The sequence below is a fragment of the Candidatus Omnitrophota bacterium genome (genome assembly GCA_040755155.1).
Lineage (GTDB): Bacteria > Hinthialibacterota > Hinthialibacteria > Hinthialibacterales > Hinthialibacteraceae > JBFMBP01.
The window spans coordinates 44965-67772 of sequence record JBFMBP010000039.1 but is presented as its reverse complement, the minus strand read 5'-3'; the positions used below and the strand labels follow the sequence as shown (position 1 = coordinate 67772).

23 protein-coding genes are annotated in these 22808 nt (G+C 55.6%); all 23 read right to left on the bottom strand.

Annotation, left to right across the window (positions count from 1 at the left end):
• Positions 1-2: 2 nt before the first annotated feature.
• The 23 genes from AB1656_05175 to AB1656_05065 all read right to left on the bottom strand — a co-directional run bounded on the left by AB1656_05175 (position 3) and on the right by AB1656_05065 (position 22773).
• Positions 3-2753 carry a hypothetical protein gene (locus AB1656_05175; GenBank protein MEW6234760.1) on the bottom strand — a complete coding sequence of 917 codons (2751 nt, stop codon included), beginning with the start codon at positions 2751-2753 and terminating at the stop codon, positions 3-5.
• A 1-nt stretch (position 2754) separates the two neighbouring features.
• Entirely contained in the window at positions 2755-3276 is a 522-nt protein-coding gene (locus AB1656_05170) for a hypothetical protein (protein MEW6234759.1), read from the bottom strand.
• A gap of 51 nt (positions 3277-3327) precedes the next feature.
• The gene (locus tag AB1656_05165) at positions 3328-6252 is read right to left on the bottom strand and encodes a hypothetical protein (GenBank protein MEW6234758.1); all 2925 of its coding nucleotides are present in this window, start codon (positions 6250-6252) and stop codon (positions 3328-3330) included.
• Positions 6245-6622 carry a hypothetical protein gene (locus AB1656_05160; protein ID MEW6234757.1) on the bottom strand — a complete coding sequence of 126 codons (378 nt, stop codon included), beginning with the start codon at positions 6620-6622 and terminating at the stop codon, positions 6245-6247. Before AB1656_05160 ends, AB1656_05165 begins: the two co-directional genes overlap by 8 nt.
• A 113-nt stretch (positions 6623-6735) precedes the next feature.
• Positions 6736-8268: a hypothetical protein gene (locus tag AB1656_05155; protein ID MEW6234756.1), complete on the bottom strand. Its 1533-nt coding sequence runs from the start codon at positions 8266-8268 to the stop codon at positions 6736-6738.
• Complete coding sequence (locus tag AB1656_05150; GenBank protein MEW6234755.1) at positions 8211-9713, bottom strand: hypothetical protein; 1503 nt, start codon at positions 9711-9713, stop codon at positions 8211-8213. The genes AB1656_05155 and AB1656_05150 overlap by 58 nt, the downstream gene beginning before the upstream one ends.
• Entirely contained in the window at positions 9700-10224 is a 525-nt protein-coding gene (locus AB1656_05145) for a hypothetical protein (protein ID MEW6234754.1), read from the bottom strand. Before AB1656_05145 ends, AB1656_05150 begins: the two co-directional genes overlap by 14 nt.
• Positions 10225-10239: 15 nt before the next feature.
• Complete coding sequence (locus tag AB1656_05140) at positions 10240-12291, bottom strand: hypothetical protein (protein MEW6234753.1); 2052 nt, start codon at positions 12289-12291, stop codon at positions 10240-10242.
• 6 nt (positions 12292-12297) lie between these two features.
• Positions 12298-12993: a hypothetical protein gene (locus AB1656_05135; protein MEW6234752.1), complete on the bottom strand. Its 696-nt coding sequence runs from the start codon at positions 12991-12993 to the stop codon at positions 12298-12300.
• Positions 12990-13322, bottom strand: coding sequence for a hypothetical protein (locus tag AB1656_05130; GenBank protein ID MEW6234751.1), 333 nt, complete (start codon positions 13320-13322; stop codon positions 12990-12992). The genes AB1656_05135 and AB1656_05130 overlap by 4 nt, the downstream gene beginning before the upstream one ends.
• Positions 13323-13564: 242 nt before the next feature.
• The gene (locus tag AB1656_05125; protein ID MEW6234750.1) at positions 13565-14392 is read right to left on the bottom strand and encodes a hypothetical protein; all 828 of its coding nucleotides are present in this window, start codon (positions 14390-14392) and stop codon (positions 13565-13567) included.
• Positions 14389-15681, bottom strand: a complete 1293-nt coding sequence (locus tag AB1656_05120) for a hypothetical protein (GenBank protein ID MEW6234749.1) — start codon at positions 15679-15681, stop codon at positions 14389-14391. The genes AB1656_05125 and AB1656_05120 overlap by 4 nt, the downstream gene beginning before the upstream one ends.
• Before the next feature lie 2 nt (positions 15682-15683).
• Entirely contained in the window at positions 15684-16022 is a 339-nt protein-coding gene (locus AB1656_05115; GenBank protein ID MEW6234748.1) for a hypothetical protein, read from the bottom strand.
• 11 nt (positions 16023-16033) lie between these two features.
• Positions 16034-16477 carry a hypothetical protein gene (locus AB1656_05110; protein MEW6234747.1) on the bottom strand — a complete coding sequence of 148 codons (444 nt, stop codon included), beginning with the start codon at positions 16475-16477 and terminating at the stop codon, positions 16034-16036.
• Positions 16474-17025: a hypothetical protein gene (locus AB1656_05105; protein MEW6234746.1), complete on the bottom strand. Its 552-nt coding sequence runs from the start codon at positions 17023-17025 to the stop codon at positions 16474-16476. Before AB1656_05105 ends, AB1656_05110 begins: the two co-directional genes overlap by 4 nt.
• On the bottom strand, positions 17009-17338 hold the full coding sequence (locus tag AB1656_05100; protein MEW6234745.1) for a hypothetical protein: 330 nt from the start codon (positions 17336-17338) through the stop codon (positions 17009-17011). The genes AB1656_05105 and AB1656_05100 overlap by 17 nt, the downstream gene beginning before the upstream one ends.
• Positions 17338-17883, bottom strand: coding sequence for a hypothetical protein (locus AB1656_05095; GenBank protein MEW6234744.1), 546 nt, complete (start codon positions 17881-17883; stop codon positions 17338-17340). Before AB1656_05095 ends, AB1656_05100 begins: the two co-directional genes overlap by 1 nt.
• A complete protein-coding gene (locus AB1656_05090; protein MEW6234743.1) occupies positions 17880-18263 on the bottom strand; it encodes a hypothetical protein in 384 nt (127 codons plus the stop codon). The genes AB1656_05095 and AB1656_05090 overlap by 4 nt, the downstream gene beginning before the upstream one ends.
• On the bottom strand, positions 18263-18943 hold the full coding sequence (locus tag AB1656_05085) for a hypothetical protein (protein ID MEW6234742.1): 681 nt from the start codon (positions 18941-18943) through the stop codon (positions 18263-18265). The genes AB1656_05090 and AB1656_05085 overlap by 1 nt, the downstream gene beginning before the upstream one ends.
• A 30-nt stretch (positions 18944-18973) precedes the next feature.
• Positions 18974-19837, bottom strand: coding sequence for an Ig-like domain-containing protein (locus tag AB1656_05080; GenBank protein ID MEW6234741.1), 864 nt, complete (start codon positions 19835-19837; stop codon positions 18974-18976).
• 12 nt (positions 19838-19849) lie between these two features.
• Positions 19850-20878: a hypothetical protein gene (locus tag AB1656_05075; protein ID MEW6234740.1), complete on the bottom strand. Its 1029-nt coding sequence runs from the start codon at positions 20876-20878 to the stop codon at positions 19850-19852.
• A gap of 26 nt (positions 20879-20904) precedes the next feature.
• Complete coding sequence (locus AB1656_05070) at positions 20905-21924, bottom strand: major capsid protein (protein MEW6234739.1); 1020 nt, start codon at positions 21922-21924, stop codon at positions 20905-20907.
• A 24-nt stretch (positions 21925-21948) separates the two neighbouring features.
• Positions 21949-22773, bottom strand: coding sequence for a hypothetical protein (locus tag AB1656_05065; protein ID MEW6234738.1), 825 nt, complete (start codon positions 22771-22773; stop codon positions 21949-21951).
• Positions 22774-22808 lie beyond the last annotated feature (35 nt).

The window sequence follows — 22808 nt, the reverse complement described above, 5'->3', positions numbered from 1 at the left end:
TTTCAATGAATTTTCATACTCCAGACTCGTCCTTGAACGATGAACCGAAAGTTGGTCGTCTGCTTCAGAGTCGGCGACGGCTGCGGCGTCGGTGTCTGGGGAAGCGGCGTGGGACTCGGCTCCGAGGTGGGAACCGGCGTTGGCGTCAGCGTGTGCGTAGGCGTTGGAGTGCGCCGGACGTACTGGCAGGAGACGGGCTGGCTCTCCCCGAAGACGTTGACGATCCTTGCCGCCAACGTGTACAGAATCCCCGCTTGCGAAAAATGGTCTGGAACGACAAAGCTCTTCTCGCTCTCCGGAACCATTAGAACGACGATCTCCTGGGAAGCATCGGCGATGACGGCGCCGGTTCCCAAGTAGATGCGGCACTGCGCCGCGACGCCGTTGTCTTCCGGGCGATAAGCGACGATGACCTGGTCGGCGATGAAGGTATGCGTCGCCTCGTAGATGTCGTAACAAACGATCTGCAACGGCGGAACCACGGTGGGCGTGGGCGTCAAGACCGTAGGCGTGGGAGTGGCCGGCGGCTCTCCCGGCTTGGGAGTCGGCGTGAACGTCCGCGTAGGGGTAAAGGTGAAACTCGGCGTCCAGGTGGGCGTAGCCACCGCCGTGGGCGTCGCCGTCGGCGGAACCGTCGTGTAGGTGGCCGTGGGCGTTACGGTGAAACTGGGAGTGGGCGAATCTGTCGGCTCCGGACCGCCGGGCTTGGGAGTCGCGGTGAACGTGGCCGTGGGAATCGGCGTGTCCGTCGGCGGCGGCGTAGGCGATGGCGGAATTGTGTTTGTGGCCGTAGGAAGAAGCGGAGTGAAGGTGGCCGTAGGCGTCGCCATAAAGGTGGCCGTGGGGGTGTTGGTTGCTTCCGGATTCCCCGGCTTGGGAGTATTGGTGGGCGAAGGGAGAAGCGGCGTATTTGTGGCTGTCGGAAGCGGCGTCGCCGTGGGCGGAATCGGCGTCGGCGTGTTCTCTTCCAGGAAGTTGACGATGCCGTAGTAAACGCTGTCCCCGTAATCGCTGGCCTGATTGAGCGAGTAATTACTTGGAAATACCCGTCCATAGAGCCGGATTTGATCGCCGTTCTGAAACGCGCCCTTGACGATCGTCAACTCATGCGTTTCGTTCGTGCAGGGCGGCGCCGTGAAATAGGGCGAAATTTCATAAGTCTCCAACCAGGTCCCGCCGCGATAGTGAGCGTAGGAAACGATCAGGCGGTCGAAATTGACCGTGGGGTAACAGCCGGAAGGATTGGCGCCGGCGTACCATTGGAAACGGTTCTCCGTCGTCGTGCGGTAAAAGGGAGCGGCGGAAATATAAACCAACGGCGCATCCAATTTCGGAATCGGGGTGGCCGTGGGGGGAAGCGGCGTCGCTGTGGGCGAGGGCGGAACCGGCGTGTTCGTAGGGATCGGCGTGAAGGTGCTCGTCGCCGTCGGCGTGGCCGTGAAGGTTGGGGTGTTCGTAAAGGTGGCCGTGGCGGTGAATGTCGGCGTCGAAGTCGGCGTGAAAGTATGGGTCGGACTAGGCGCGGACGTGGGAACCGGCGTGAAAGTGCTCGTCGCCGTGGGCGTGGCCGTCGGCGTGGCCGTGAAGGTTCTGGTGGGCGTGGCCGTGGCCGAAGGCGTTGGCGTCCACGTCGGCCAAGTCATACTCCAGATGAACGGCCCCGTCTCCTTGTATCCCGATCCCGCCTTCGGCTCGACATAGACCTCCAGCCGCGAATTCCGGTTGAGCCATTCGGGATGCCAGGCGTTGAACAACTCGGATAAATGCCAGACCACGTCGTTGGGATCGGGGAAATTGTAAGGCAGATTGAGCGCGGGAATGGTCGTATAGAGCGTGTTGCTCGCCAACGTGATTCCATCGCCATCGACGGCGTAGAATCGCCACCGATAGCGCAGCACGGCCTCGGAACCATAATCCAGGGGATAGGAGCCGCCCTCGATCCAGTACTGCTCCTGATAATCCGTGGAAATCGCTTCCGGCCAGGGGGGAAACGGCTTCAGTTTCACTTGGTAAGCGCCGCCGGGATAGTCCTTCCAGGCCAGGTTGCGGGGCGTGGGAAAGGCTTTCGGCGTGGGAGTATAAGTATTCGTCGGCGAAGGCAGAATCGGCGTCGGCGGAATCGTCGGCGTGGGCGAGAACGAGAACGTCGGCGTAGCCGTAGGGGCATTCCCGAATTGGAAATTGAGATAAGGCGTATAGGAAATGGAAGAAGGAATGCCGGGATAAAAGAAAGTCACCGTCTCCGGCCAACCCACGGAGACGCGCCAAGCCAGCCGAATCCGCTTGGCCGCCGCATACAGCGAATCCTTGAAATTCAACTTGATGAAAATTTTCCTATAGAGAGGATTGCCATCATACGTGATAACGAACCGCTGATAGACCAGGGGGTATTCCAGTTCGAAATCGTCGATGTCATCGTAATAGAGAGCGGCGAAACCGACATAACGATCGCCGGGCGAGAGAAACCAGCCGCCCAGCGGTTCGAATTTCAGCGTGCAACCGGCGCAGAGGGTGATATATCCATTCGCGGGATAAAGCGGCTCGCCGCCGGAGAGATAGCCGGAGCGCGCCGGTTCGGGATCGCTGCTGAACGCGAAGGGCTGGAGGTATTCGTCCAGCGTATCCGGCGGGATGGCGTCGATGGCATAGGCGTTGGCCGCGCTGTAGAGAGTCAGATGCGATTCGACGACGCCGATATCGCCGAAGGCGGCTTCCGCCGAAATCAAAAGGAAGAACGGCAGCAACAAGATCATCTTAGTTCAAGCGCATCCCGGAAAACTTGCGGTTCGTAGCAGAGCCGGATTCATCTCGATAGACGATCCGCAGCCCGTCGGTCGCCGACTCGACGGGATCGAAGAGCAGACCATGATCGACGCCGCCCTCGATGACGGAAAAGGAGATATTGCTCCCCGCCTTGCGGTAGATGGCGCCCTCGTTGTCGCTGGCACCGGAACCGTAGAGCAGATCGATCTCCTCCAAATCGCTGAGGCCGGGCGTGGCCTGAAATATCTGCGCCGAAGCCTTGGATGAGCAGGACAGATTCGTGACAGAGGCATCGCCGAAAGTCACGTTCGCCTGCGGAGCGTTGAGCACCTGCAAGAGATGGGCGTTGGAGCCGTCGAGGGCGAGATAGGTTTTCATCCCCATCGATGCGGGATCGGCGATGGAGCCGCGCTCGTCCGGGGCAGTAATCCGTTGCGCGCCTGTCGTTAGAATCAATACAACGCAAGCAAGAAAACCGCACAGGAAATAGGTAAATCGATCCAGAATTTTCATTATTTTTCTTCCTTTATAATTAAAAATCAAAAATTCAAAATCCAAGATTAATCATTCGCCTATCAGCGTCACCTGTCCGGCATAGCCAAAGCCGTTAACGGCGTCCTCCAGCGTGGAGTACTCGGTGACGGAATAGATGATTGCCGGTTCGTTCAGCAGTTCGTGGTAATCGATGGCGACAATATTCGTCCGCCAAACCGCGTCCGTAGCGTCCTGCACCAGCGCCTTGACGAAGACGGGGACGCCGTAGGGGAAGGAAAGATCGTTGGCGTTGCCATACTCGCCGGGCACGTCCTTGTTGCGCGAGGCGCTGGAAACGGCGGAAGCGACCTTGAGATATTTCTGATTGGCGATGCCCATCAGCTGATCCAGCACTTTGTTGACGCCCTCATCGACCTTGGCCTCGATGGAGGCCTGGTCGAAATCAACGTCCGGCTCGTAGTTGACGGCGGCGGTAAGATAGGGATAGATGTCGTCGTTGTCCGGGTCTTTATTGGTGACGATCATCTGATAGGGGCCGGTGGCCATCGCGGGCGTAATCGCCGCCCTCAGGTAGTGCACGGCGCGGCTGACGCCGAAGATGGTCTCAGCGGCGGTGGCGTAATCGATGCCGCCCATTTCGGGATACTCCTGGGCGTTGTAGGCGAAGACGGCGGGGCCGTAACTGGGGCCGGCTTCGTTGCCGCGCTTGACGACGGCCTCGAAAGTGGCGCTGGAATTCAAGCCCGAATAGCCCACGGCCAGCAGTACAGCGGTGGCGCCGGTCACCCGCCGCCCGGAGAAGGAACTGGGAACCCACTTGATAAATCGATCCTGGGCGCGGTTTAACGCGGCAAGATCGTAGATCGAGGAACTTACATCGCCGATCAAAACTTCATTAGCGCTGATACCCGCAAGCACCGCGGCCGTCCCCGCTGCAATATGTTCATTGATTACCAATCGATCCGCCGAAAAATCAGATGTTCCGCCTCCGCCGCTATAATCCAGCGCGAATATTGTCCTGCTGACGGATGCCAACATATGATTTTCAACGCCTAGATGGATCGAATTATCTTGTTGGGCAGAAGGTAAGATCACGTCAACAATTCCGTAATTCGGCTCTGTGTGCAATGTTGTAGCCGATGTCCCGCACTGCACTTTATCATCGCCATCGTATGCGTAGTATTTAATCCATCCCCCACCCATCAGCGAATAGGTGGAAGCCAGCACTTGCGCCGTGCTGCCCTTGTGGACAGCGGAATAGGGAGTCCAAACATCGAGCAAATTAGAAGCATAATAAATAATAGGAGCCGCACTATTTACCACCATAACGCGAAGGTTTGAATAAGTTACGGGCATTATATACCAGGAATAAAGAGGCGATGCGCCGGAGATGTAAGCATCGGCGGAACTCACCGCATTCGTATAATTCGCTATTTGTACTGCATTGCTAATATCCTCCATCCACCCAGAAGCGCTTAATGCAATTTCTGCTGGTAAAGGATATAGAGTTTTTGTCAAACTTGCTGATACTGTTAACGATGCCGCGCCGATTTTCGGCGATGCAAGATGAAAAAACTCGCCTGGATAAACCAAATCAGCGGGCACTCCGTAAATCGTCATCTCGATGATAGGTCTGTTATGTACATCGGAAGCTTCCTCTGGATATACAACAGCTCGCTTTGAAGCACTCGGACTCCAACTAGGGATAAAATATATTTGCAAGTGCATGTTTGCTACAATACATGCCTGGACCTTTTGCAGAAACGCCGCATCATTGATTGTCTGCGTTACTCCTTCTCCTATGCCAGCCGCCGCCCATGTGCATATTGGCAATGGAGCAGTGTCCCGCGTCGCCCATGTCAATGTGGTTGTATCCGCAACTGGAGTTGGATCGTATTTAACATAAATATCGGTTGGACTTCCGGCAGAATACGAATGCCCAATTAACTTTAAACTAAATGCAGTAATTAAAGATACGCCATCTGATGTTGCTGAAATCCCATAGTTCGCAGCTAAGGCGGGTAAATCTATATCGTAAACCCCCCATTGTTCATCGGTGGCACCATCAAAACCTACTGAGATGCCATAGGTGTTGTCTCCAGGATAATAGTTATAAGCATCATGGAGATATCCATCAACAAGATAAGTTGCCGCTTCAAGTATATATGTCGGATCGAACCATCTAGCATTTTTAGCTTGCATCCAAGGAAAGCAATTAATCAGCCGATCATAATCTCCGAGAAAACATTGATATCCCAAATGTTGAGGCAAAGCTGCATCGAATTGCGGCGAATCAATCTTGTATAGGAATTTGCCGTCCTTCTCAACGCGAACGACATTCCCAATTGCCTGATCCGATTCAATATCAATCTCGACGCCATCCATCTGTAGAACCGCGCCGCCCAAGTCTTGCATGTAACGGCTTCCTAGACCAAAGATCAAATGCTCTTCCAACGCGCCAGGGAAATACTCTGTTGAAGTAGGAGAGGGCAAAATGTCTCTTGCCGGAGCCGACAGATAAATAAATTTCTCAATCTTCTCCTCAGTAAATTTGAGGCAATAGTCGATTCTTGTCCAGCGCCCTGTCCACCAGATTTCGTTGCCGTTGCGAACTTCCGGTATAACAGACTTAGGAGAATCAAGCGATTTCCAGGTAATCACACCAGCCTCGTTGCGCCCGAAAAACAACTCGTCGAAGAACTGACTAATGACTCCGCTCTGCTCGATGGTTGCAGTTCCTTCAACTACAATCTCGGCAGTATATGCCGACGCCGACGCAATCCACTTGCCGCCGGCGTCCACCAGATTGACGGGAGTAATTGGATTGCGAATCTCGATAGTTTTCGCATCCGCATCGTCCGCGATCCATATCAGCGCCGCCGTAAGCAAAATCAATAACGCCACTATCAGCGCGATGCGCATCCAAAGACGCCTCTCATAATCCTTGGCTGCATATGCCAGCAGTCGCAATAATTTTTCACCATCGCTATTCATTTCTGCACCGCCTTTTTCTCTCGAATGACAACCGCCTGCAGCGCTTGAGCGCCGCCTCTTCCTGTTTTGTTAGCCCCGTTGGTTTGATCTTTTCAAATTCCGTAGCGCTGCGAATCCAAGGCAACTTCGCTTTCGCCTTGATCGCCTTATCCAATCGCAACCGCCGCCATTCGATCTTCAGTTCCGGCGTCGCCGCCTTGATCTCGACGGGGCGTTTGGGAATGCAGACGATCGTCTCCGCTTTGATGGAAGCCTCAGCGGCGAACGCCCCCGTCAAAGCAGTGATTAAAGTAAACGCCACATAAACCACCCAAATCGCTACAGCCAAAAGCAGCGCCGCGCCTAACCGCCAAAACCATTTCGTTTTCATTGATTCCTTCCGATCTTTTAATGTAAGTTCTTTGTCTTTTTCATCACTCATCATTCATCACTCATCATTTCGATATGTTATATTTCTTGAAATATCACTTACTTGCGTAAAACTTAGCGCCGCCGCAGTACGGCGCTGATGCGTTTCGTCATCAACGTCATGCCTGTATTCATAATCCCGCCGCCATCCGTCCAGAGATCGCGCTTGTCCATACCGCCGCAGGGAATCAACTTCCCGAAGATGCGAATTTCCCAAGCATGAGAAAACGTCTCCCCCTCGGCGAGGTAAATGCGGAAGCCCCGCGTAGAGCGCCGATCAGCCGATGCGGCAACGACGGCGCCTTCCAAGTTCGTCACGTAGTTCGTATATTCCGAACCCACCCCCGCACGCACGATGGGGAAGCCGGAGCCCCAGGCGCGGTCATAATAGGTCGAATCGCGGTCATCCCAATCGATAAACTGATATTCGTAATAATCCGTTCCTGGCGTAACGGTGTCGGTGACTGCAAACAATATCTCTTGATCTGAGGGAGCGGCTTCGAGGTTCTGAATATCGTCGTAATTCTGGGAAGATAGTAATTCCAGCATATCCAGACGCAGATTGACCAGCGTCAGATCGACCGTCTGCGTAGGGGGATTGATGAAGGTAGTTCCGGGAGCGAAGGTCACCGTTCCGCTGGCGAATAGGCCGCCCGTCGCATGAATCGAATCCCCTACGATCTTCGTCCCCTGCAACGCCCCTACCGTCAGCGTTCCCGGCAGGACGAGCGCGGTAGCCGAAGCCAAATAGGAAGCAATGCGATTATCGATATAATCCGGGATCGTGGTTCCCGTCGAATTCGTGATATGCTCGAAATGAGTCATGATCCACTGGGAGACGTTCAAGACGTAATCCGCTATCGTCGTGGTTGACGCCTCATTCAACAGCCGGTCCCAGGCCAGCGAATACATGGTTGAGTTGATATAATTAAGAAGGTATGTCGTATTAGTCGCAGCTATCGTGATGTTATTCGCGTAAACTGCAAATGCACCGCTCGCCCCTGGCAGATTGGATAATGCGGGAGAGAAGGCAAATCCAGCGGCGCCGGTAAGGGTATTATCGAAGTTGATCGTCTTCGCCGCAGTATCCAGATAAACTCGCAGTCCCTTCTCGTTCGATGCAGACGCCGACATCTGCAATCCTTGATCCGTTCCTGTGGCCGCCACAATCCTGACAGGCGATTGATTTACTTCAAAATAGCCATTAACGTTCGTTGTTCCGCCAGTGATGGCTGCACCCCCCAGCAATTTGACTTGATCGCTCCCGCCGTTGAGGCGCAGAGGGATGTTCGTCGTCGAACGAATCTCCGCCTCATAAGCCTCGCCCACGCGGGTGATGTAGATTTGGATTTGTCCCAGCCCCGGCTGGCCGATGGTCACCGGATTACCGTCGGTGGCCTGGCGCACCTCCAGCGCTTGCAGCAGGCCGTTGCCCCGGATCGTCTGCCCGGTGGCGTCGATGTCGCCGTTGGAGGTGAGGCCCGCCCGCGCTCGTATGCGCTGCGTCCAATCGTTCTGCTGGGCGTTCGCCGCAAGCGAGATGGAGAGGATCAGCGCTGCGAAGCTAGCCAGACGACGGGTATGGTGAAATCCACTTCCGCGTAACATACCTTCCTCTTCATAACAGAGCCATTGTTTCTTTGCTCCGTCGTATGCTGCGAAATAAATTGCCGATAGGATTCAATATCGTTGATATCCACGTCGGCGATGTCAGGAAAAGCACTCCAAGATGGATCTATGGAGCATCCCACATTGAACGACGTTTCTCCGACATAATCCATCACCGCTCCTGCTCCTTCAGCGAAGGTTCCCGCTGTTGCAATGTTACCAACATCATCGGCGATTTGCGCTCTAAATAGCGTTGGGATGGCGGCGTTGCCTTCCATCTTGGCGCTGACCTTATAATTCGTGGGAATCTTTTCCGTCGTATCGACTAGAAAACGGTGTGACCAGAAATCAACTATGATTTCCCAATGCTTTGCTTGTTTCACGATTGGACTAGATAGGATAGCTATTTGCGGTTGGTTTTCGGTTGCTGTTATATGAGCATCCTGCGTGAAATTAAATGGAACGAATTGCGCCCCAATGATTCCAGGAGAATCAGGTTCTGTAAAAAATTGCCAATCATTCGGATCGCTATATTCTTGGCTTTTTGGGTATTTGGCTGGCAAAAAGCAAATTACGCCCTCTGAATGATTCAAATCATTAAAATAGAGCGTCCCATTAAATAGTTTTATGTCTTTTCCGATATCCATTGTTTCACCCAGACACGTTAACGCCCCGGATGCTTTGGAAGGATCGGGAAGCCCAGCAGCAAAGAAAGCCTCCGCTACGCCGCAATCATACCATTTGGCTACCGTATGCGCCGTAACCGGCCAGGCTAGGCATTCGACAATCGCATGGGCGAAAGATTGAATTTTTTCAATAGGTGAAGAGCCGCGCCATTTCTTTAGAGGCATTCCAGGGAATGGTTCATAATCTATATATTTTACAAGCGCTCGATTTGCATCAGCGTTTAAGCTGGTTCGATGAATTGACGATCTCATGCTTGCGCCCCGCGAAATTGTGTAATAATCAATCCCGCTCCCACTAGTTCTCCAGACAATAGCAACAGTTGATTCGTATCCCGTCCGCGTTTCATTCGTTGCGGCGTAGGCCGGTTCGCACATTGCCATACTCGGATATTGCGTTTGACTCGCCTCGTAGGGGCAGCCCACGGCGCGGGCCAGCGTCTGCAAGTCCGCCGCGCTCAGCATCCGCGCGGAGGATTCCAGGTCGAAGCCGGACGGCCATTCGAAGGGAGCGAAGCCGATGGCGGCGCGCACGCGGTCGATGCGTTGCATCAGCGTCTCTTGCTGGAGGACGCCGTTATGGATGCGGCGATAAGACCAGACGGGCGGCGGGACAACCTCCAAGTTGCCGACGATCTCCGTCAAGGGATAGATATGGGCAAAGCCCTCCAGGTAGTTGAGGTTCAATTGGACGGCCAGCGCCAGATTGTTCCAATCCGTCTTCGCGAGAACGCCTTCCGAGAAGTAGTTATACCCCGGCATGGGCTAGAACGTCCTCCTTTTCCGGAGAATTCGCCGCCAGTATTTCCCAGATGGAGCGCGCCAGGTCCTCGACGGTTCCCTCCACCGACCGGACGAACACCTTATCCGAGAAATCGCGGAACGGCCCCTTGTCGGGATAGGCGGATTCGATGAATTCCTTCGCCACTTCGGCGATCGGCTCCACGGCGATGTGCAGCACTTCGTGGATCAAGGCTTGAGCCATGCGAATTTCCGTCATCTCCCAGAAAGAGGGATAGAGGCGGATGTAGGCTTGGCGGTACTCCGTATCGATCGAGCAATCGGAAACGTTTCGTTCGTCCTCCGAATTGTCCGAGGCCGCCAGCACGACGCGATGCAGCCATTTGGGAAACAGCGGCAGAAGAGGCGGCAGAACCGCTTTCAACAGATCGGTTTTATTTTCCGTCAAATCCTTGAAGGAAATTTCCGGCGTTCCCTTGTCGGGAAAGGCCGGCATTTCGGTTTTCGTCCGGTCGAAATTGGGAATGTCCATTGAATCGTCCTTTCATTAGGAGGGATTGGCTTTCGTAACCGCGTTGGGCGCGGCCACCACTTCACCGCGTTCGTAATCCGAGGCGTTTTGCAGATACAAATTCCGTACGATCTCGGCGATGACCACCTTCACCACGGCGGCCAGGCCCACTTTTCCATCGTTCGACAGTTTCAACACGCGGTCGAAGAGTTTCGCCTCGTCCGGCGCGCCGGTGGGGAACGCCGCCCGGATTTCGGACAAGGCGGCGTCGAAGGTCTCCGATCGAATCGCGCGAATGGAGGAGCAGAGAGCGGGAAGATTCTCGGCGGGCAGGCGGACGATCTGTCCCAAACGGCCTTGAGGAATGCCGTCGCCTTCCGCATGTTCCAGCAGCGCGTCGTCCAGCCCGGAGAGAACCGCATCGCCCAGGTCGCGGATTTTCGTAAGGTTGCTGAGGGCAATGCGGCCCGTAGCGTTCATATGATAATTAACGATCTTGATGACGTCGTCTTCGCTTACCGGAACTGCCCCCGTCGCCGTGGCGCTCAGCGCCTCCGTCCCCACGTCCTTCAACTCGCCGTCTTCGTAGTATTTATTGATCCCGACGGAATCGCCGACCTCGATGCCGGATGGAAGGGGGATATTCGTATAGAGTTCTCGATAGGGGTCGGCGTCGCTGCCCCCCTCGGCGTCTTGCGCGATGCGCACGGTTCCGGTGCCATCGCCGTTGTCCGCTTCCACGACGCCGATATGGGAGCAGATGTCCATACGGCAGTTCGGCGTGCGAACGCCCGGGTCCCAGGTCTTGGCCGCGGGCGCAGTATATTCCCAGCCCTGGCGCGGGCGGGTTCCGACGTTGCGCAGGAGAGCGTCCTTCCACAGGTCCAGCGTCCGCGGCTTGGCCTCGCCGAGCGTGAATTCCATCTCTATGGCCGTCTCGCCGAAGAAGACGGATATTTGATTCGTCAGCCGCTGCGAGGCGTCGAGGTTGTAGCCCGCGCCATACTCGTCGGCGATCCGGATCGGCGTTTGTCCGGGATAGATGAGAGAATAATCGTCGAGGATTTGCACGGAGCGCTTGCCGTCCGTCGCCGTCGTCCCCACGGCCAGGCACTTGCAGCGCAGCGCCGGATAGGGATCACGGCGGCGGTCGAAGACGGCCGCCGCATGAACCTGGGCGTCGATGGTGCGGCGCACGCCGGGAATCCGTTTCGTTACGTGCCGCGCTCCGTATTGCTCCTGCGATTGGGGATCGACCATCAGCCGCGAAAAAGTCTGTCCGATTTCGGGAACGGCGCCGCCGGTCAGCGTCAGGCTGTTGACCACCTGGTTTTGGTTGGTTTCGGCGGCCAGTTCCACGCAATTGACGCCGTAATAAAACTTGTGAAGATTGGGATCGAAGACGCCGGAAGGACGCTTGAAGAAGAAGGTATGAACATTCATGACGCTGGAGGGATAAAAGCCCCAGGACATGCCCGTCCGTTCCGCCAGAGAGTTGAGAATCTCATAGAGGGACACGGAGCCGTCATAGACAAGGTAGGCGGCATCGGTTCCAGTGTCGGCGGAGTCGATGTCGCAGGAAGAGCCTACAGCGACGCCGCGCACCTTGCCGACAATGTAATCAGTCCACAGTGTCTTGATTATCGATGGGGTTGACGTTGTCCGCGCTATCGCTTTAAGCGTGGGGTTTTGATAGGTGGCGTAGGGATCGCCCTCAGCGGTTGTTTCGTCATAGTCCTTGCCAAAATCGACGACGGGATAGATGCTCTTGAGTTCGTGCTCTATACCCTTAGCGCTTACTCGGACAGTTCCGCCGCCAGGGCCGGTTAAATCCACTTTGTCGATTATCCCACTCCACCAGAGATTAGAGGAATTGTAACCGGCTATCAGCCAGTCGCAGGCGCGAATGCCCCAGTCCTCGGGAAAAGCCGCCGGAATCTCCGCCTCGGCGGAGTCGCACAAGCCGCCCGCCTCGCGCCCCAGCAGGACGCAGGAAAGGGAGGCCGCCCCGTTGTTGGCGGGTCCCAGCGAACGCAGGGAGTAGGGCGCGGCGCCCGAGCGGATGGCGAAATAACGGGTGTAAGCCAACGGTCTTCACTCCTGTACGTGGTAGCGCGTCTCATCCCCATCGGGGACGGCGCGTTGCAGAATGGCCGTAACCTCAGATTGCGTCAGTCCCCAATAATCCCAACGCTTCTGGACAAAATTCTCGATGGCCGTGGAGTAGTCGTAGACGGAGACGTGGTAATCGACGATCTCGTCCTGGTCGTTGACGTAAACCTCTTCCAACGCCGAGTCGTAATAAGCGGAGCAGGAACGGACGATAGGGCTGGAGACGGTCCAGGAGTCGTCCCGCGAGATCGAGGAGGTCAAATAATACATGGTCGATTGGAGGATTTTGCCCGGAGCGACGACGCGCGCCGTCCATGTCGCCCATTCATCAATTGATGGATCGGTTACCGACAAAACAATCGATCCGATGCTCGTAGGAGTGTAGACAATCCGCTGAAAATATAAGTCGCTCCAACCTTCAGTCGCTGCGGATAAATATTGACTGGACGCAAAATCATCAATCATGGTCCCAGTAACATCAAAAACGATCCAATTATGCAGTACGGTTATGTATCCCGTCCCGCTTAAAGGAATTACCGCCGTTATCGGCTGTCCGACGACGCTTTCGGCGGGCAGAGGATGAATATTCTTCACTTGGGGGACGGGATCGGCGCAGACGCCCAGCGAATAGGCCAGGATCAGGCCGACGAGTAAGAGATGCTTGCCAGTTCGATTCATGTTCGTTTTCCTCTCGTAGTTCGTTGCGTCCGTTTGCGGACGCCGGTTTTGATGTCTTCGGAAGGCGAAGGCCGCAGGTCGTGAGGTATTCCCCGATCAGTCGCCCGCTGTTCCGTCGTCGGCTCCGTATGCCAGCCGGTGTTGCCCAGGCCGTCGTAACCGGCGTCGTGAGTCGCGATGGGAATCGTCTCCACCTTAATCGACGCTTCGTCGTTTCCCATCGTGATGCGCAGCAGAATCCGCCCCGTATGGCGGCGGATTTCGAAGGTCTCGCCCGCCGCCAGGCGCACCGTCAAGCCGCCTTGATAGCGCTGGATGAGGATGCTCATAGCGTTTGCGAGACCATCCTAACTTTCATATCGCCGAACCTCGAAATGAGAGTATGAATCTGAGGATAACAAATCTTCAATAAATTCTAAGGCGGTTTTGGGTCCGAAAATTTTATTAAGAATCCTCTCATTCTCGGAACCATAATGTTCCCAAGAACTATCATCTACAGGCAAATAATTTGATACGATTGCGTTGATGTCATCCATCTGATCGATAAAAGAAATGATTGAAATTTCTATCTTCATAGCGTCTGAGAAACCACTCCTTTGAGGCTAAAGCCGCCTGCTTCTTCGGAAAGAATGGCCATGGTTTCGCCCAAAGAATTCTGAATCGTGATTCCCCCCTCGATCTGGAACGATTGCGCATGGACGGCCTGCGCATCGGGATCGGAAACGCCGCCCGTCCCCGCGAAGGGCGTTCCGTCCGCGGATAGAACGCCGACGATGTCGATGGCGGGAACGATTGCCGCAAAGCGCGCCTTTACCTCGCCCAGCGTATTCTGCACCACGGCTTCCTGGGAGGCGTACAGCGCCAGCGAGCCTTCGTAGACCTGATCGATTAAGAGTTCGTCCGCATCGGCGCTTTGCGTTTCACCATCCTCCACGATGATTGGCTCCGCGTCTTCGCTTATCAGCGTTATCGATCCCTGCATCAGAGGAACGATATCGTCAGTCAGCGGATCATGCGGCCCGTCCGGCAGCGTGGAGGAGAAGAGAACGCAGTTCTTGAAGGCGTAATAGTTCGAAGCGTCCTGGTAGCGCAGGTAGAAATCCAGTTTGCCGTCGGCGCCGCCGTCGAGCGCCGTCTTCAGCGCCTCGCGCCGGGCGACGTAAGTTGCTAAATCGGCGGCGGCAATCTCCACGGAGAAGGAGATTTGCATGCCGTCCGTGAGCGGCTTGCCCACGATGACCTGGCCGGGGACGCCGGGAATGGCGTAGGCCTGCGTCCGCTTCGTCCGCTCGCGGGAGAGATCGAAAATGGCGATGCGCGTCTCTCCGTCGTCGAAGAGGAACGTCGCAGCGCCGTAGACCAGGCGCGGACGGTAGGCGGAATCGGCGTAGAGGGTCATTTCAACCCCTCTGCGATCTTTTCGAGTTCTTTCTGCGTCACGCTTTTTACGGCTTCGGAAATGGCCTTCACCAAATCCGTCGTGGCGATGCCCGCCGACGGAAAACTATTATTTTGCGTGAATGCGCTGGATCCCATCGTCGGAGCCAGATTGGCCGAAAGGTTATCCCAAAATCCGGGGCCGGAAACCGCCGTCCCGCCGCTTCCCAATCCGGAAACATAATTCATGATGCTTTCCAGCGTTTTGTACCCCGGAATCAGGTTTTTGATAAATTCTTTCCAACTGGCGAGAATTTCCTCAAGAAAGGAATCCCATTCCACGGATAAATTCGCCAACCTAAATAGGATTTCCATTTCGGTGGCCCCGGTAAAATCGGATATTTTTTTTAGAATCAGAGCGGCCCCCTCGTCAAGAATGGCCGCCAAAATATTCTTCAAGAAATTCCATATTTGCCTTGCCGCTTCCGTCAGGGAATCGGCTATCGATTTCTTGCCATCTATCCATTCTTTCCAAATCTCCTTAATCTTTTCTATGTGCTTTTCAAGTTCCGGATAAATTTGATCCCGGAATAAATACAAAAATAAAGAAAAGGCGGCTATCGCCAAAGTAACCGGATTGATCAGCGCTGCGATAAGCCCGATCATGCCGCCCAGGATTACCATGAATTTTCCCCCTACAGCCAAAAGCGGACCGACGACAATGGCAATCAGTCCCACGGCGGCCACCACCTTGACGATGCTTGCAGCTAATTCCTTATGGGCTTTAATCCAGGCTATAAACGCCTGGATTCCCGCGACGATTTGCGGAACAAACGGACCGAGAGTTTGCCAGAGAAGCTGGGCGATGACGTTGTTCAATGTTTTAAAGGCATTAATTAATTGATTTTGCGAATTCGCCGCCGACTGGGTTTTTTGTATAACCATCATGTAATACTGCAATTGCTGCTGCGCTTGCGCCTTTTCGACGGTCATCCCTTGCGGCATGGCGGCGATGGCCGCCGACAATTCCTGCACTTTGGCCCGCGCTTCGGCGTTCTTGTCGGCAAACGATTTCATCGATAGAACCATCGGGGCGAAAACGGCGCCGCCGATGAAGGTAAGTTTTTCTCCCATTTCGGCCATACGCGCCCCTACGCCGGAAATCGTCTCCCCGATTTTGGAGACCGCCGCTTTGATCTTCGGCAAGGCCGCCGTCACCGCGCTCGTTATGCGATTCAAGCCCGCCTTGAACTCCTTATCCTCTAACAGCAACCGCGCCAGTATCGTTCCGCCATCGATCGTCGTTCCCATGATTACGTTTCCTTTTGCCTTGCGATTTTCTTATTGTGGAATAGTTGAGGATATTGCCGCTCCGCTTCCGCCTTCGTTTCCCGGAAGGCGTCGAGGTCTATGAGATTGCCGCCGCGCGCTCCGCGCCCTTCGGCGATTCGCTTCAACTCTCCTACCAGCGGCGGCTCCGTCTTCTTGCCGGAAAAGCATAAACCGATGGCCGACGCCATAATCCCGATTTGTTTAAGTCCTTCCGCCGCCTCCCGGCGTTCGATGGCGTCTAACAGATCGGCGGCTTGCGTCAGCGATATCGCCTCAATGTCCGCTGTTCCCCATCCGTAGGCCGAACCAAGCGCGTCCAATAGAATCGTTTCTAACGACGGGGCGCTTTCTTTTCGGCTTTGCGGTCGGCGCCGCCCATCGCGGGCGGCTTTGGCGCGTTTCCCAATTTCTCCATCATTCGGCTCATGCCGTTCTCTTCCCAGGCCGCCGTCAGGATGGCGGCGATATCTTGGAGTCCAATGGCGTCATCGCCGTCCACCTCCAGGTCTTTATTTTCCAACGAAGAGGCCAATAAGATCAATTCGGTGACGGCGCCGATATGATCAATCAAGAGGCTTTGCAATACGCCGCCCAACAATTGCATGGATTCTTGAGAAACAAGAGCCGCGCCCCGCTGTTCGATTTCGGCATAGCCGCGCTGAACGCGCTCGTCGCCAATTAATTCGGAGATAATCCCCAGCGCTCGCGCCTGCGAGAGCGCCCCTAGACGCTTGATCTCGCAGGTCTTCCCGTTGGTTAACTGGATGGTTTTCACATTCTTGTTCCTCTCGTAGTTCGTTGCGTCCGTTTGCGGATGCCGGTTTTGATGTCTTCGGAAGGCGAAGGCCGCAGGTCGTGAGGTATTCCCCGATCAGTCGCCCTTGTCTCCGATGGTTCATCCTCTTCTGTCTCAGGAATCACGGAATATTGCGCCCGCAGCGGGATGTCATAACGCGACACGTCGCCTTCAATGAGTGACATATCGCGCGGTTGATCCTCCGTAGTCATGACGTTGGCGATCCGCGTGGTTGCGCCAACAAAACCGATAGGCCGCTCAAAGAGGGCGAAGATTTCTTCCGCCATATCCAGCGCTGCCTCGCCATCGCCGTAGACGGCGATCTCCACATTCGCCTTCCGCATACCGGTAATGGGCGATTTGCCCGCTCCGCCCGTCCGCCGCACGGCGACTTGCAAGCCGGTGCAGTGGGCGTTGCGCGCGCCCGCGCGGACGTTGCCCGTCTGCTCTGTCTCGTTCCACCGGCTCAAGCCGAAGACATGAGCGGCGATATAATCGGCAACGTCGCTTTCAATCCTCGCGGTCACTCGGATTCTCCCGGCCATTCGTATTCTGCGCTTCGGCTTCCTGTTGCAACTCGATCAATTTCCGATCCTGGTAGCGTCGCCAGGCCGTTGTGGCATGTTTATAGGCCGACTTCACGTCGGAAAAGCATTCCTCGCCTTCCACCGCGAACGCCCGCATCCTGCCGGTTTCCAGGCCGAGCGAAACTTCTTCGCCGAAACAACGCCAGGCGAGCAGGAATTGCTTATAGACGATGGAAAATTCCTGGTAGAGCGCTTCGCTAAGCGGCGGATGCTCGACCTTCGCTGTTTTGGATTGCGGGAAAACGTTGGCCATTATGCTCTCACTTTCCGGCAAGCCTTGCCGATCCATTCCAGATATTTCTTATGATTCTCGAAGAGCGGCCCCCAGAAGAATTGCAGGCCGTCGCGTCCTATGCTCTTCAGCCCCCGCCGGGCGATGTTGCGCTGAATCGTGCGCACGACGATGAAATGCTCAGGATCGTCCTTGGGTATGCCCAACTTGTAGGCGACCCACTCGGAGAGAGCGGCGTAAGGCGGCGCCTTGGCCGGGACTTTCCGCTGGTTGTGGATGACTTCCCCGTAATCTTTGCTTGCACCGCCCACGAAGCAGGCTACGCCCATTTGATCTTTATCCTCATTGCCGTTGGCGAAGCGCTCGCTGCGCAGATCGTCGAACAAATTCCCTTTGTAGATATGCCCCGTCCCGTTTGCATGGCTGTGACTCTCCAGGATATGAGCCGCCTCCCCCTGCAAATGATCGGCGATGCGGCTCAGCATCGTTAGAATCGCCGCCCGGTAATTCCGGGATAACGATTTCACTTTCAATTTATTTTCTATGACCACTTTCGAAGCCATCATTCCGCCTTTCCCGCATAGGAGGCGTAGGCTATTACCTCGATCGCCTCGTCCGTGCACTCGTCCCGGCGCGGCTCGACGCCCTCCACCTTGTAATTCGCCCCGTCATAGGCAATCAACGATCCCACGGCTAGAGAGGCGCTAGTCATGGCGGCGGTGAGGATGCTTCCTAACGTCCAGCCCGGTTGGAAGTAAAAGGTTCGCGAATCTGTGCGCTGCAAGGCGTCCTCCCCCCGCAGATTCAAACGCTGGGAACCTTCCACCCGGCAGAAACAGGAGACGGCGGTTCCGTAAACCGGTTTCGGAAAGTCGCTCTGCCCCGTGGCGGGCGTTAGCGCCACAAGCGTGGGATAGGAAGCGATGCGCGTCTCCGACATTCGCATCAGCGCACCACCTTTCGCGTCCCCTTGCGATGATTCTCCAGGATGGTCAGCACCCGTCCCGGTAAGACGTTGGAAGGGGTGGATCCGCCCGGCTCCAGGGCGTTGGCGTTGAGCGCCGCGTCGAACTTGCCTCCGGTGCGGGCGACGATCAGCGCGAACTCGCAGACCGCTTCGCGTTTGTAGCGCGGAAGGGGATAGAGGATCAGGAAGCCGCTAGTGGCGTCGATAGCGGAGGAAAAATCTTCGCCCACAGTTAACGTCCCCGTTGAAGCGTCGAAATCCGTGATCGGCTTATGCTCGTAGATGTTGGCTCCTTCCGTGATGCGGATGGAGCCATAGTTAAAAATATCGTTGCGGTAGGCTTCCGGGTTCGCCAAGGAGGAACAAATAAGCGTTCCGGCAGTTCCGCCGGTCGCGGTTCCGCTGACGGCGTCGTGGTCGTCCAGGGGCAGCGCAAGCGCCTGGGCGTAAGGCCCAGAAGAGAAATAAGGATTGCCGTTGGCGAAGAGAAAAACGGTATTGAGAATGCGCGAAGCAAGAATCAGCGCCCGCTGCTTGACCTCGTTGGTATAGCCGGCCCACAAGGCCGCGTCGATATGATCGGCAAAGAAAGCGTCGGCTTCGGTCAGGCCGACGAAGGAGTTCTGCTCCCAATGTCCCAATGTATAGACGAAAGCCATGATCCAATCATTTCCTCTCCCAACATGGTTTTATGCCGCCGTGGTAAAGGTGAAGACATAAGGAGCGGCCAAGCCCACGCCGCCGGCGGAGCAGAGATTGGTACCCAGGATGACCTGATATTCCGTTCCCGCCGTCAAATCCCCATGCGCGATGGTTAGCTGTGTCCGCGCCGTATTCAGCGTATAACTTGTCGGATCGACATGCTCGTTGAACGCCGTTCCCGTCTTTCCCGTCGTAGTAATTAGAATGGAGGCGTCGCCGATGGTTCCGTCTCCCATCGCCTTGCTGAAGTTGATGACGATGTCGGCGTCAATGGCTACGCTGGTTGCGCCGTTGGTTGGCGTGGTGCTGGAGACGGTAGGCGCAACCGCATCGGCGGGAGCCACGGAGAAGAACTCCCGGCCCGCTGTCTGCGTAGAGTCCTTCATCACTGTAATCGTGATAGGAAAGCCCTCGTAATTGTCGTCGGTGGGATCCCACGTGAAAGAGCCGTTGGGCTTGATCGTGCATTGATGCAGCGTGAAGACTTGTCCCGCCCAAGGATGGCCGTCTGGATGCAGCGGATAGAGTTTCACTTCCACCAGCGGCAGGAACTGTCCCTTCTTGTCGCCGTAGTAAAGGTTGGAGCCGTCGATCTCGGCGAAGTTGCCCAGATAGCGCTTGAAATTGGCGTTGGTGACTTCGGCCAAGGTGAAGTTGAGCGTGATCGACTGCTTGTTGACCTTCTCCCCGCGCGGAGCCGTATCGCTTCCGAATTGCACAGGGGATGTTTCGATTCCCGCCTCAAACTCTGTTGTCGGCAGACATAACCCCACAAATTCGCCGTCCACGGTCATATAGATGGCGCTATTGCCAATATTGCTCAGATTGCCATTCGGAGGAGTAGTCGCCATGATTTAGCCTCATTACGCGGCGGCTGTTTTAGCCGGTCGCGGGGATTTATTCGCCGTTTTTTTATTCGATTTTGCCGTGTCGGCTTGGGGATGGACAGGAGCCGCGGGAAGCGCCTGTCCATCCATTGCGCCGGGAGGAGAAGCAGAACGACGAAGATCGTTTTCATGGGCGGGTTCGTCTACCCGCTGGTATTCATTATCCAAGAGGACGCGCCAGGCGGCGTAATCGCGCAGTTCCGCCCCGCTCCATTGGGCGTAAGCGATCCAATGCGCCCACTGCTGGCGGTCTGGACGCAGCGGATTCTCGATGCGGCTCAAATCCTTATTGGCGGCGGGATCGGCCAGGCACTTGCCCAGCGTGAAGGCGGGGACGCCGCGCAGAATCGCTTCCAGCGCCGCGTTGCTGTCGTAGGTGAGTACGCACCAGGCGTCCCGCAGCGCCTCCTCGAAGGATTCCGCCTGTTCTCCCACCGAGAACGACTCGGCGAAGCCTTCCGGCGTCGCCGTGCGTCCCTTGTCCAGGGGATGTTTGCGGATTTTGAATGGCCGGTCCGTGTATTTCCGAATCTCTTCGTAAGCCCGTTCGAAATAGGGCCGCTTGTCGATGTTGTACAGAGGCACGGAGGTATACTGATGGGCGACCAGGATGTACTTGCCTTCGTTGCGCCAAGGCTGCATCTCCACTCCCAGCCGTTCCCAGCGGTCGCCGGGAACCAGGAAATCCACCGGACGCCCATAAGCATGAAAACTATTGCGGCCCACAGCCCAATAGCGCTCCGTCAACCGGTCGCCATGCCGCTTGAGAAAGCCGTCGGTGATGAGAAAGAGTTGCACGTTCTTCCGCTTGCAGTCTTCGATCAGCCCCATCGTCACCGGCGCCATGCCAATAGTGATAATGGCATCGCATTTCTCCTCCACATGGGTATAGGGACCATGCGCCCGCCAGCCGATGGAATGGCCATTCTCAGCCAACGCCTTGCCGATCCCATCCATTAGGGCGCCGCCCCATCCCATATCCGTCGTTACGATGTGAACGTACATATATCCCGCCCCTTTCGCCTTATGGTTTAGGCCGCTCGCACGTACAGATGAACGCCGGCGCAGCCCTTCTTGCTGGAAGCGACAATCGACCAGTTGGCGGCAGCCGCGAGGGTGGCGTCGGTGGGATTAACGCCGCCGGTTCCATAGGCGAATCCCTTGATACGCAAGTTGAACGCATATTCTCCCTGGAGACGAAGAACCAAATTCGCCAAACCAGTGATCGTTTGCGATACGATCGTTTGCTCTTCAGATTGCGCGACTACGATGGCGTCTTCCGTCAATCCCAGGATGTGATAGCCGTCGTAGCTCTCCAGCGAGGAGCCGACGCCCGCCGTCACCAGCGCCGGGGAGTCGGTAATAATGATGGGACGACCCAGAGTACGAGCAAAATCGCCCTGGATGACGTAAATGCCGTAGAGTGAGTCCACCTTGTCGGTAATCGCCTGCAAGCCTAAGTCTTTAGCCGTCGTCGAGTGCATGACCCAAGCAAGGACTTTGTTCTGGGCGTCGCCCATCAGAAAAAGCGCTTGCGTCAGATTGGCTGGAGTCGTGGTTCGCGCGGAGCCAACAGTCTTATTGTAGGGCTGATAGGAGGTCTGATTCGCGCCGCTGGTGGTCTTTTTCAACGCCCCGATACAACCATATAGCCCTGTATTGACCATATTCAACGCCACGGCCTCGCCGATCTGCTCGCCCAAGGCCATGGAAAACTCCGATTCGTCCAGACCCAGTTTTTTGAAGGCGTCCAACGTTTGGCCGACAGGGCCAATAGTCCGATTTAACTTCACCCCCACGATTTCGTCATGCGTCAATTTGGTATCGGTGAGGCTGGATACGGTAGTCGTATCACGTCGGGCGATGAGGCCGGAGACGGACTTGATGAAGGCTTCCTTCTCGTAATCGCCTTTGATTAACTTGGGAATGAGTCGAATGCAGTTATTGGAGCGGGCGTTGAAGACATCGGCGAATTGCGACACCGTTTCGTTCATTCCTGCAAAGAATTCCTCGTCCTTGATTTTAAAATCCGAAGCTTTTCCAATGGCCATGATCGTATTCTCCTGATTCTCTTATTATGCCGGCAGATTGTGATAGGCATCCGCCCCGAATTGATGCACGAAGGCAGATCGATCCTTCGTTGTCTTTAGATTGCTTTTGGTAGTGATCGTTCGGTTGTTGACTATGTAGGCTCCCCCATTGGAGCCTCCTCGATTGGACTGTCCGTCGCCCCCGCCCCCATTCTCAGGGGCTAGGATGTAGGCCTTGCCTTCATCCGTCTGCGCCCATTCGTTAAAAAATTCCTCGATGGTCATCCGTCCATGCGCGCCGTATCGCGACTTGCCATCCTCGCCCAGAACCACGGCGATGCGATTGTCGCCTTCCTCGATGACGGCGAAGTGAGGACGCAGGATCGATTCCGCTCCTTTGAGCAGTTCCTTCTTAACACGCCCGGCCATGACCGTCTTCAGTTGATTGTCCACCAGCAGTTGGCGGATAATTCCACGCTCCGCTTCCAACTGCTTTTTCAACGGATCGAATTGCGCTGTATATTTTTTGTTGAATTCCTCTTCCTGCGCTTTAAGCGCTTTTTGCAACTCTTCGCTATCAAGCGCCGCATTTCCCTTTTTCTCATTCCCGCCGGATTTCCCGATGAATTGCTTACGCTGTTCCAGCACTTGCCGCGCCTCGTCAGGATCGAGGAATACGGTTTCGCCCGTATTCTCGTCCTGGCCCACGGCATAGCGCTGTTGGAATTGCTTAAGCCGCTCTAGTTCGGCGCGCAGCGTTTTGGTCTCGCTGATTAGCCATGAGTTCATGGCTGTTTTGGCTGTGGGATCGCTCAGCGCTTCTTGTAGGTTAAAGGGTTTTTGTTGGTTCTGGTTCGGCTCTTCCGGCATCGTCTCTTCTCCTAATTTTTTCCCGTGTAATGACG

What these genes read in the sequence shown, in the direction of transcription:
- AB1656_05175 (MEW6234760.1), bottom strand. Translation starts at nt 2,753, where the DNA reads ATGATCTTGTTGCTGCCGTTCTTCCTTTTGATTTCGGCGGAAGCCGCC.
- AB1656_05170 (MEW6234759.1), bottom strand. Translation starts at nt 3,276, where the DNA reads ATGAAAATTCTGGATCGATTTACCTATTTCCTGTGCGGTTTTCTTGCT.
- AB1656_05165 (MEW6234758.1), bottom strand. Translation starts at nt 6,252, where the DNA reads ATGAATAGCGATGGTGAAAAATTATTGCGACTGCTGGCATATGCAGCC.
- AB1656_05160 (MEW6234757.1), bottom strand. Translation starts at nt 6,622, where the DNA reads ATGAAAACGAAATGGTTTTGGCGGTTAGGCGCGGCGCTGCTTTTGGCT.
- AB1656_05155 (MEW6234756.1), bottom strand. Translation starts at nt 8,268, where the DNA reads ATGTTACGCGGAAGTGGATTTCACCATACCCGTCGTCTGGCTAGCTTC.
- AB1656_05150 (MEW6234755.1), bottom strand. Translation starts at nt 9,713, where the DNA reads ATGCCGGGGTATAACTACTTCTCGGAAGGCGTTCTCGCGAAGACGGAT.
- AB1656_05145 (MEW6234754.1), bottom strand. Translation starts at nt 10,224, where the DNA reads ATGGACATTCCCAATTTCGACCGGACGAAAACCGAAATGCCGGCCTTT.
- AB1656_05135 (MEW6234752.1), bottom strand. Translation starts at nt 12,993, where the DNA reads ATGAATCGAACTGGCAAGCATCTCTTACTCGTCGGCCTGATCCTGGCC.
- AB1656_05130 (MEW6234751.1), bottom strand. Translation starts at nt 13,322, where the DNA reads ATGAGCATCCTCATCCAGCGCTATCAAGGCGGCTTGACGGTGCGCCTG.
- AB1656_05125 (MEW6234750.1), bottom strand. Translation starts at nt 14,392, where the DNA reads ATGACCCTCTACGCCGATTCCGCCTACCGTCCGCGCCTGGTCTACGGC.
- AB1656_05120 (MEW6234749.1), bottom strand. Translation starts at nt 15,681, where the DNA reads ATGGGAACGACGATCGATGGCGGAACGATACTGGCGCGGTTGCTGTTA.
- AB1656_05100 (MEW6234745.1), bottom strand. Translation starts at nt 17,338, where the DNA reads ATGGCCAACGTTTTCCCGCAATCCAAAACAGCGAAGGTCGAGCATCCG.
- AB1656_05095 (MEW6234744.1), bottom strand. Translation starts at nt 17,883, where the DNA reads ATGATGGCTTCGAAAGTGGTCATAGAAAATAAATTGAAAGTGAAATCG.
- AB1656_05090 (MEW6234743.1), bottom strand. Translation starts at nt 18,263, where the DNA reads ATGCGAATGTCGGAGACGCGCATCGCTTCCTATCCCACGCTTGTGGCG.
- AB1656_05085 (MEW6234742.1), bottom strand. Translation starts at nt 18,943, where the DNA reads ATGGCTTTCGTCTATACATTGGGACATTGGGAGCAGAACTCCTTCGTC.
- AB1656_05080 (MEW6234741.1), bottom strand. Translation starts at nt 19,837, where the DNA reads ATGGCGACTACTCCTCCGAATGGCAATCTGAGCAATATTGGCAATAGC.
- AB1656_05075 (MEW6234740.1), bottom strand. Translation starts at nt 20,878, where the DNA reads ATGTACGTTCACATCGTAACGACGGATATGGGATGGGGCGGCGCCCTA.
- AB1656_05070 (MEW6234739.1), bottom strand. Translation starts at nt 21,924, where the DNA reads ATGGCCATTGGAAAAGCTTCGGATTTTAAAATCAAGGACGAGGAATTC.
- AB1656_05065 (MEW6234738.1), bottom strand. Translation starts at nt 22,773, where the DNA reads ATGCCGGAAGAGCCGAACCAGAACCAACAAAAACCCTTTAACCTACAA.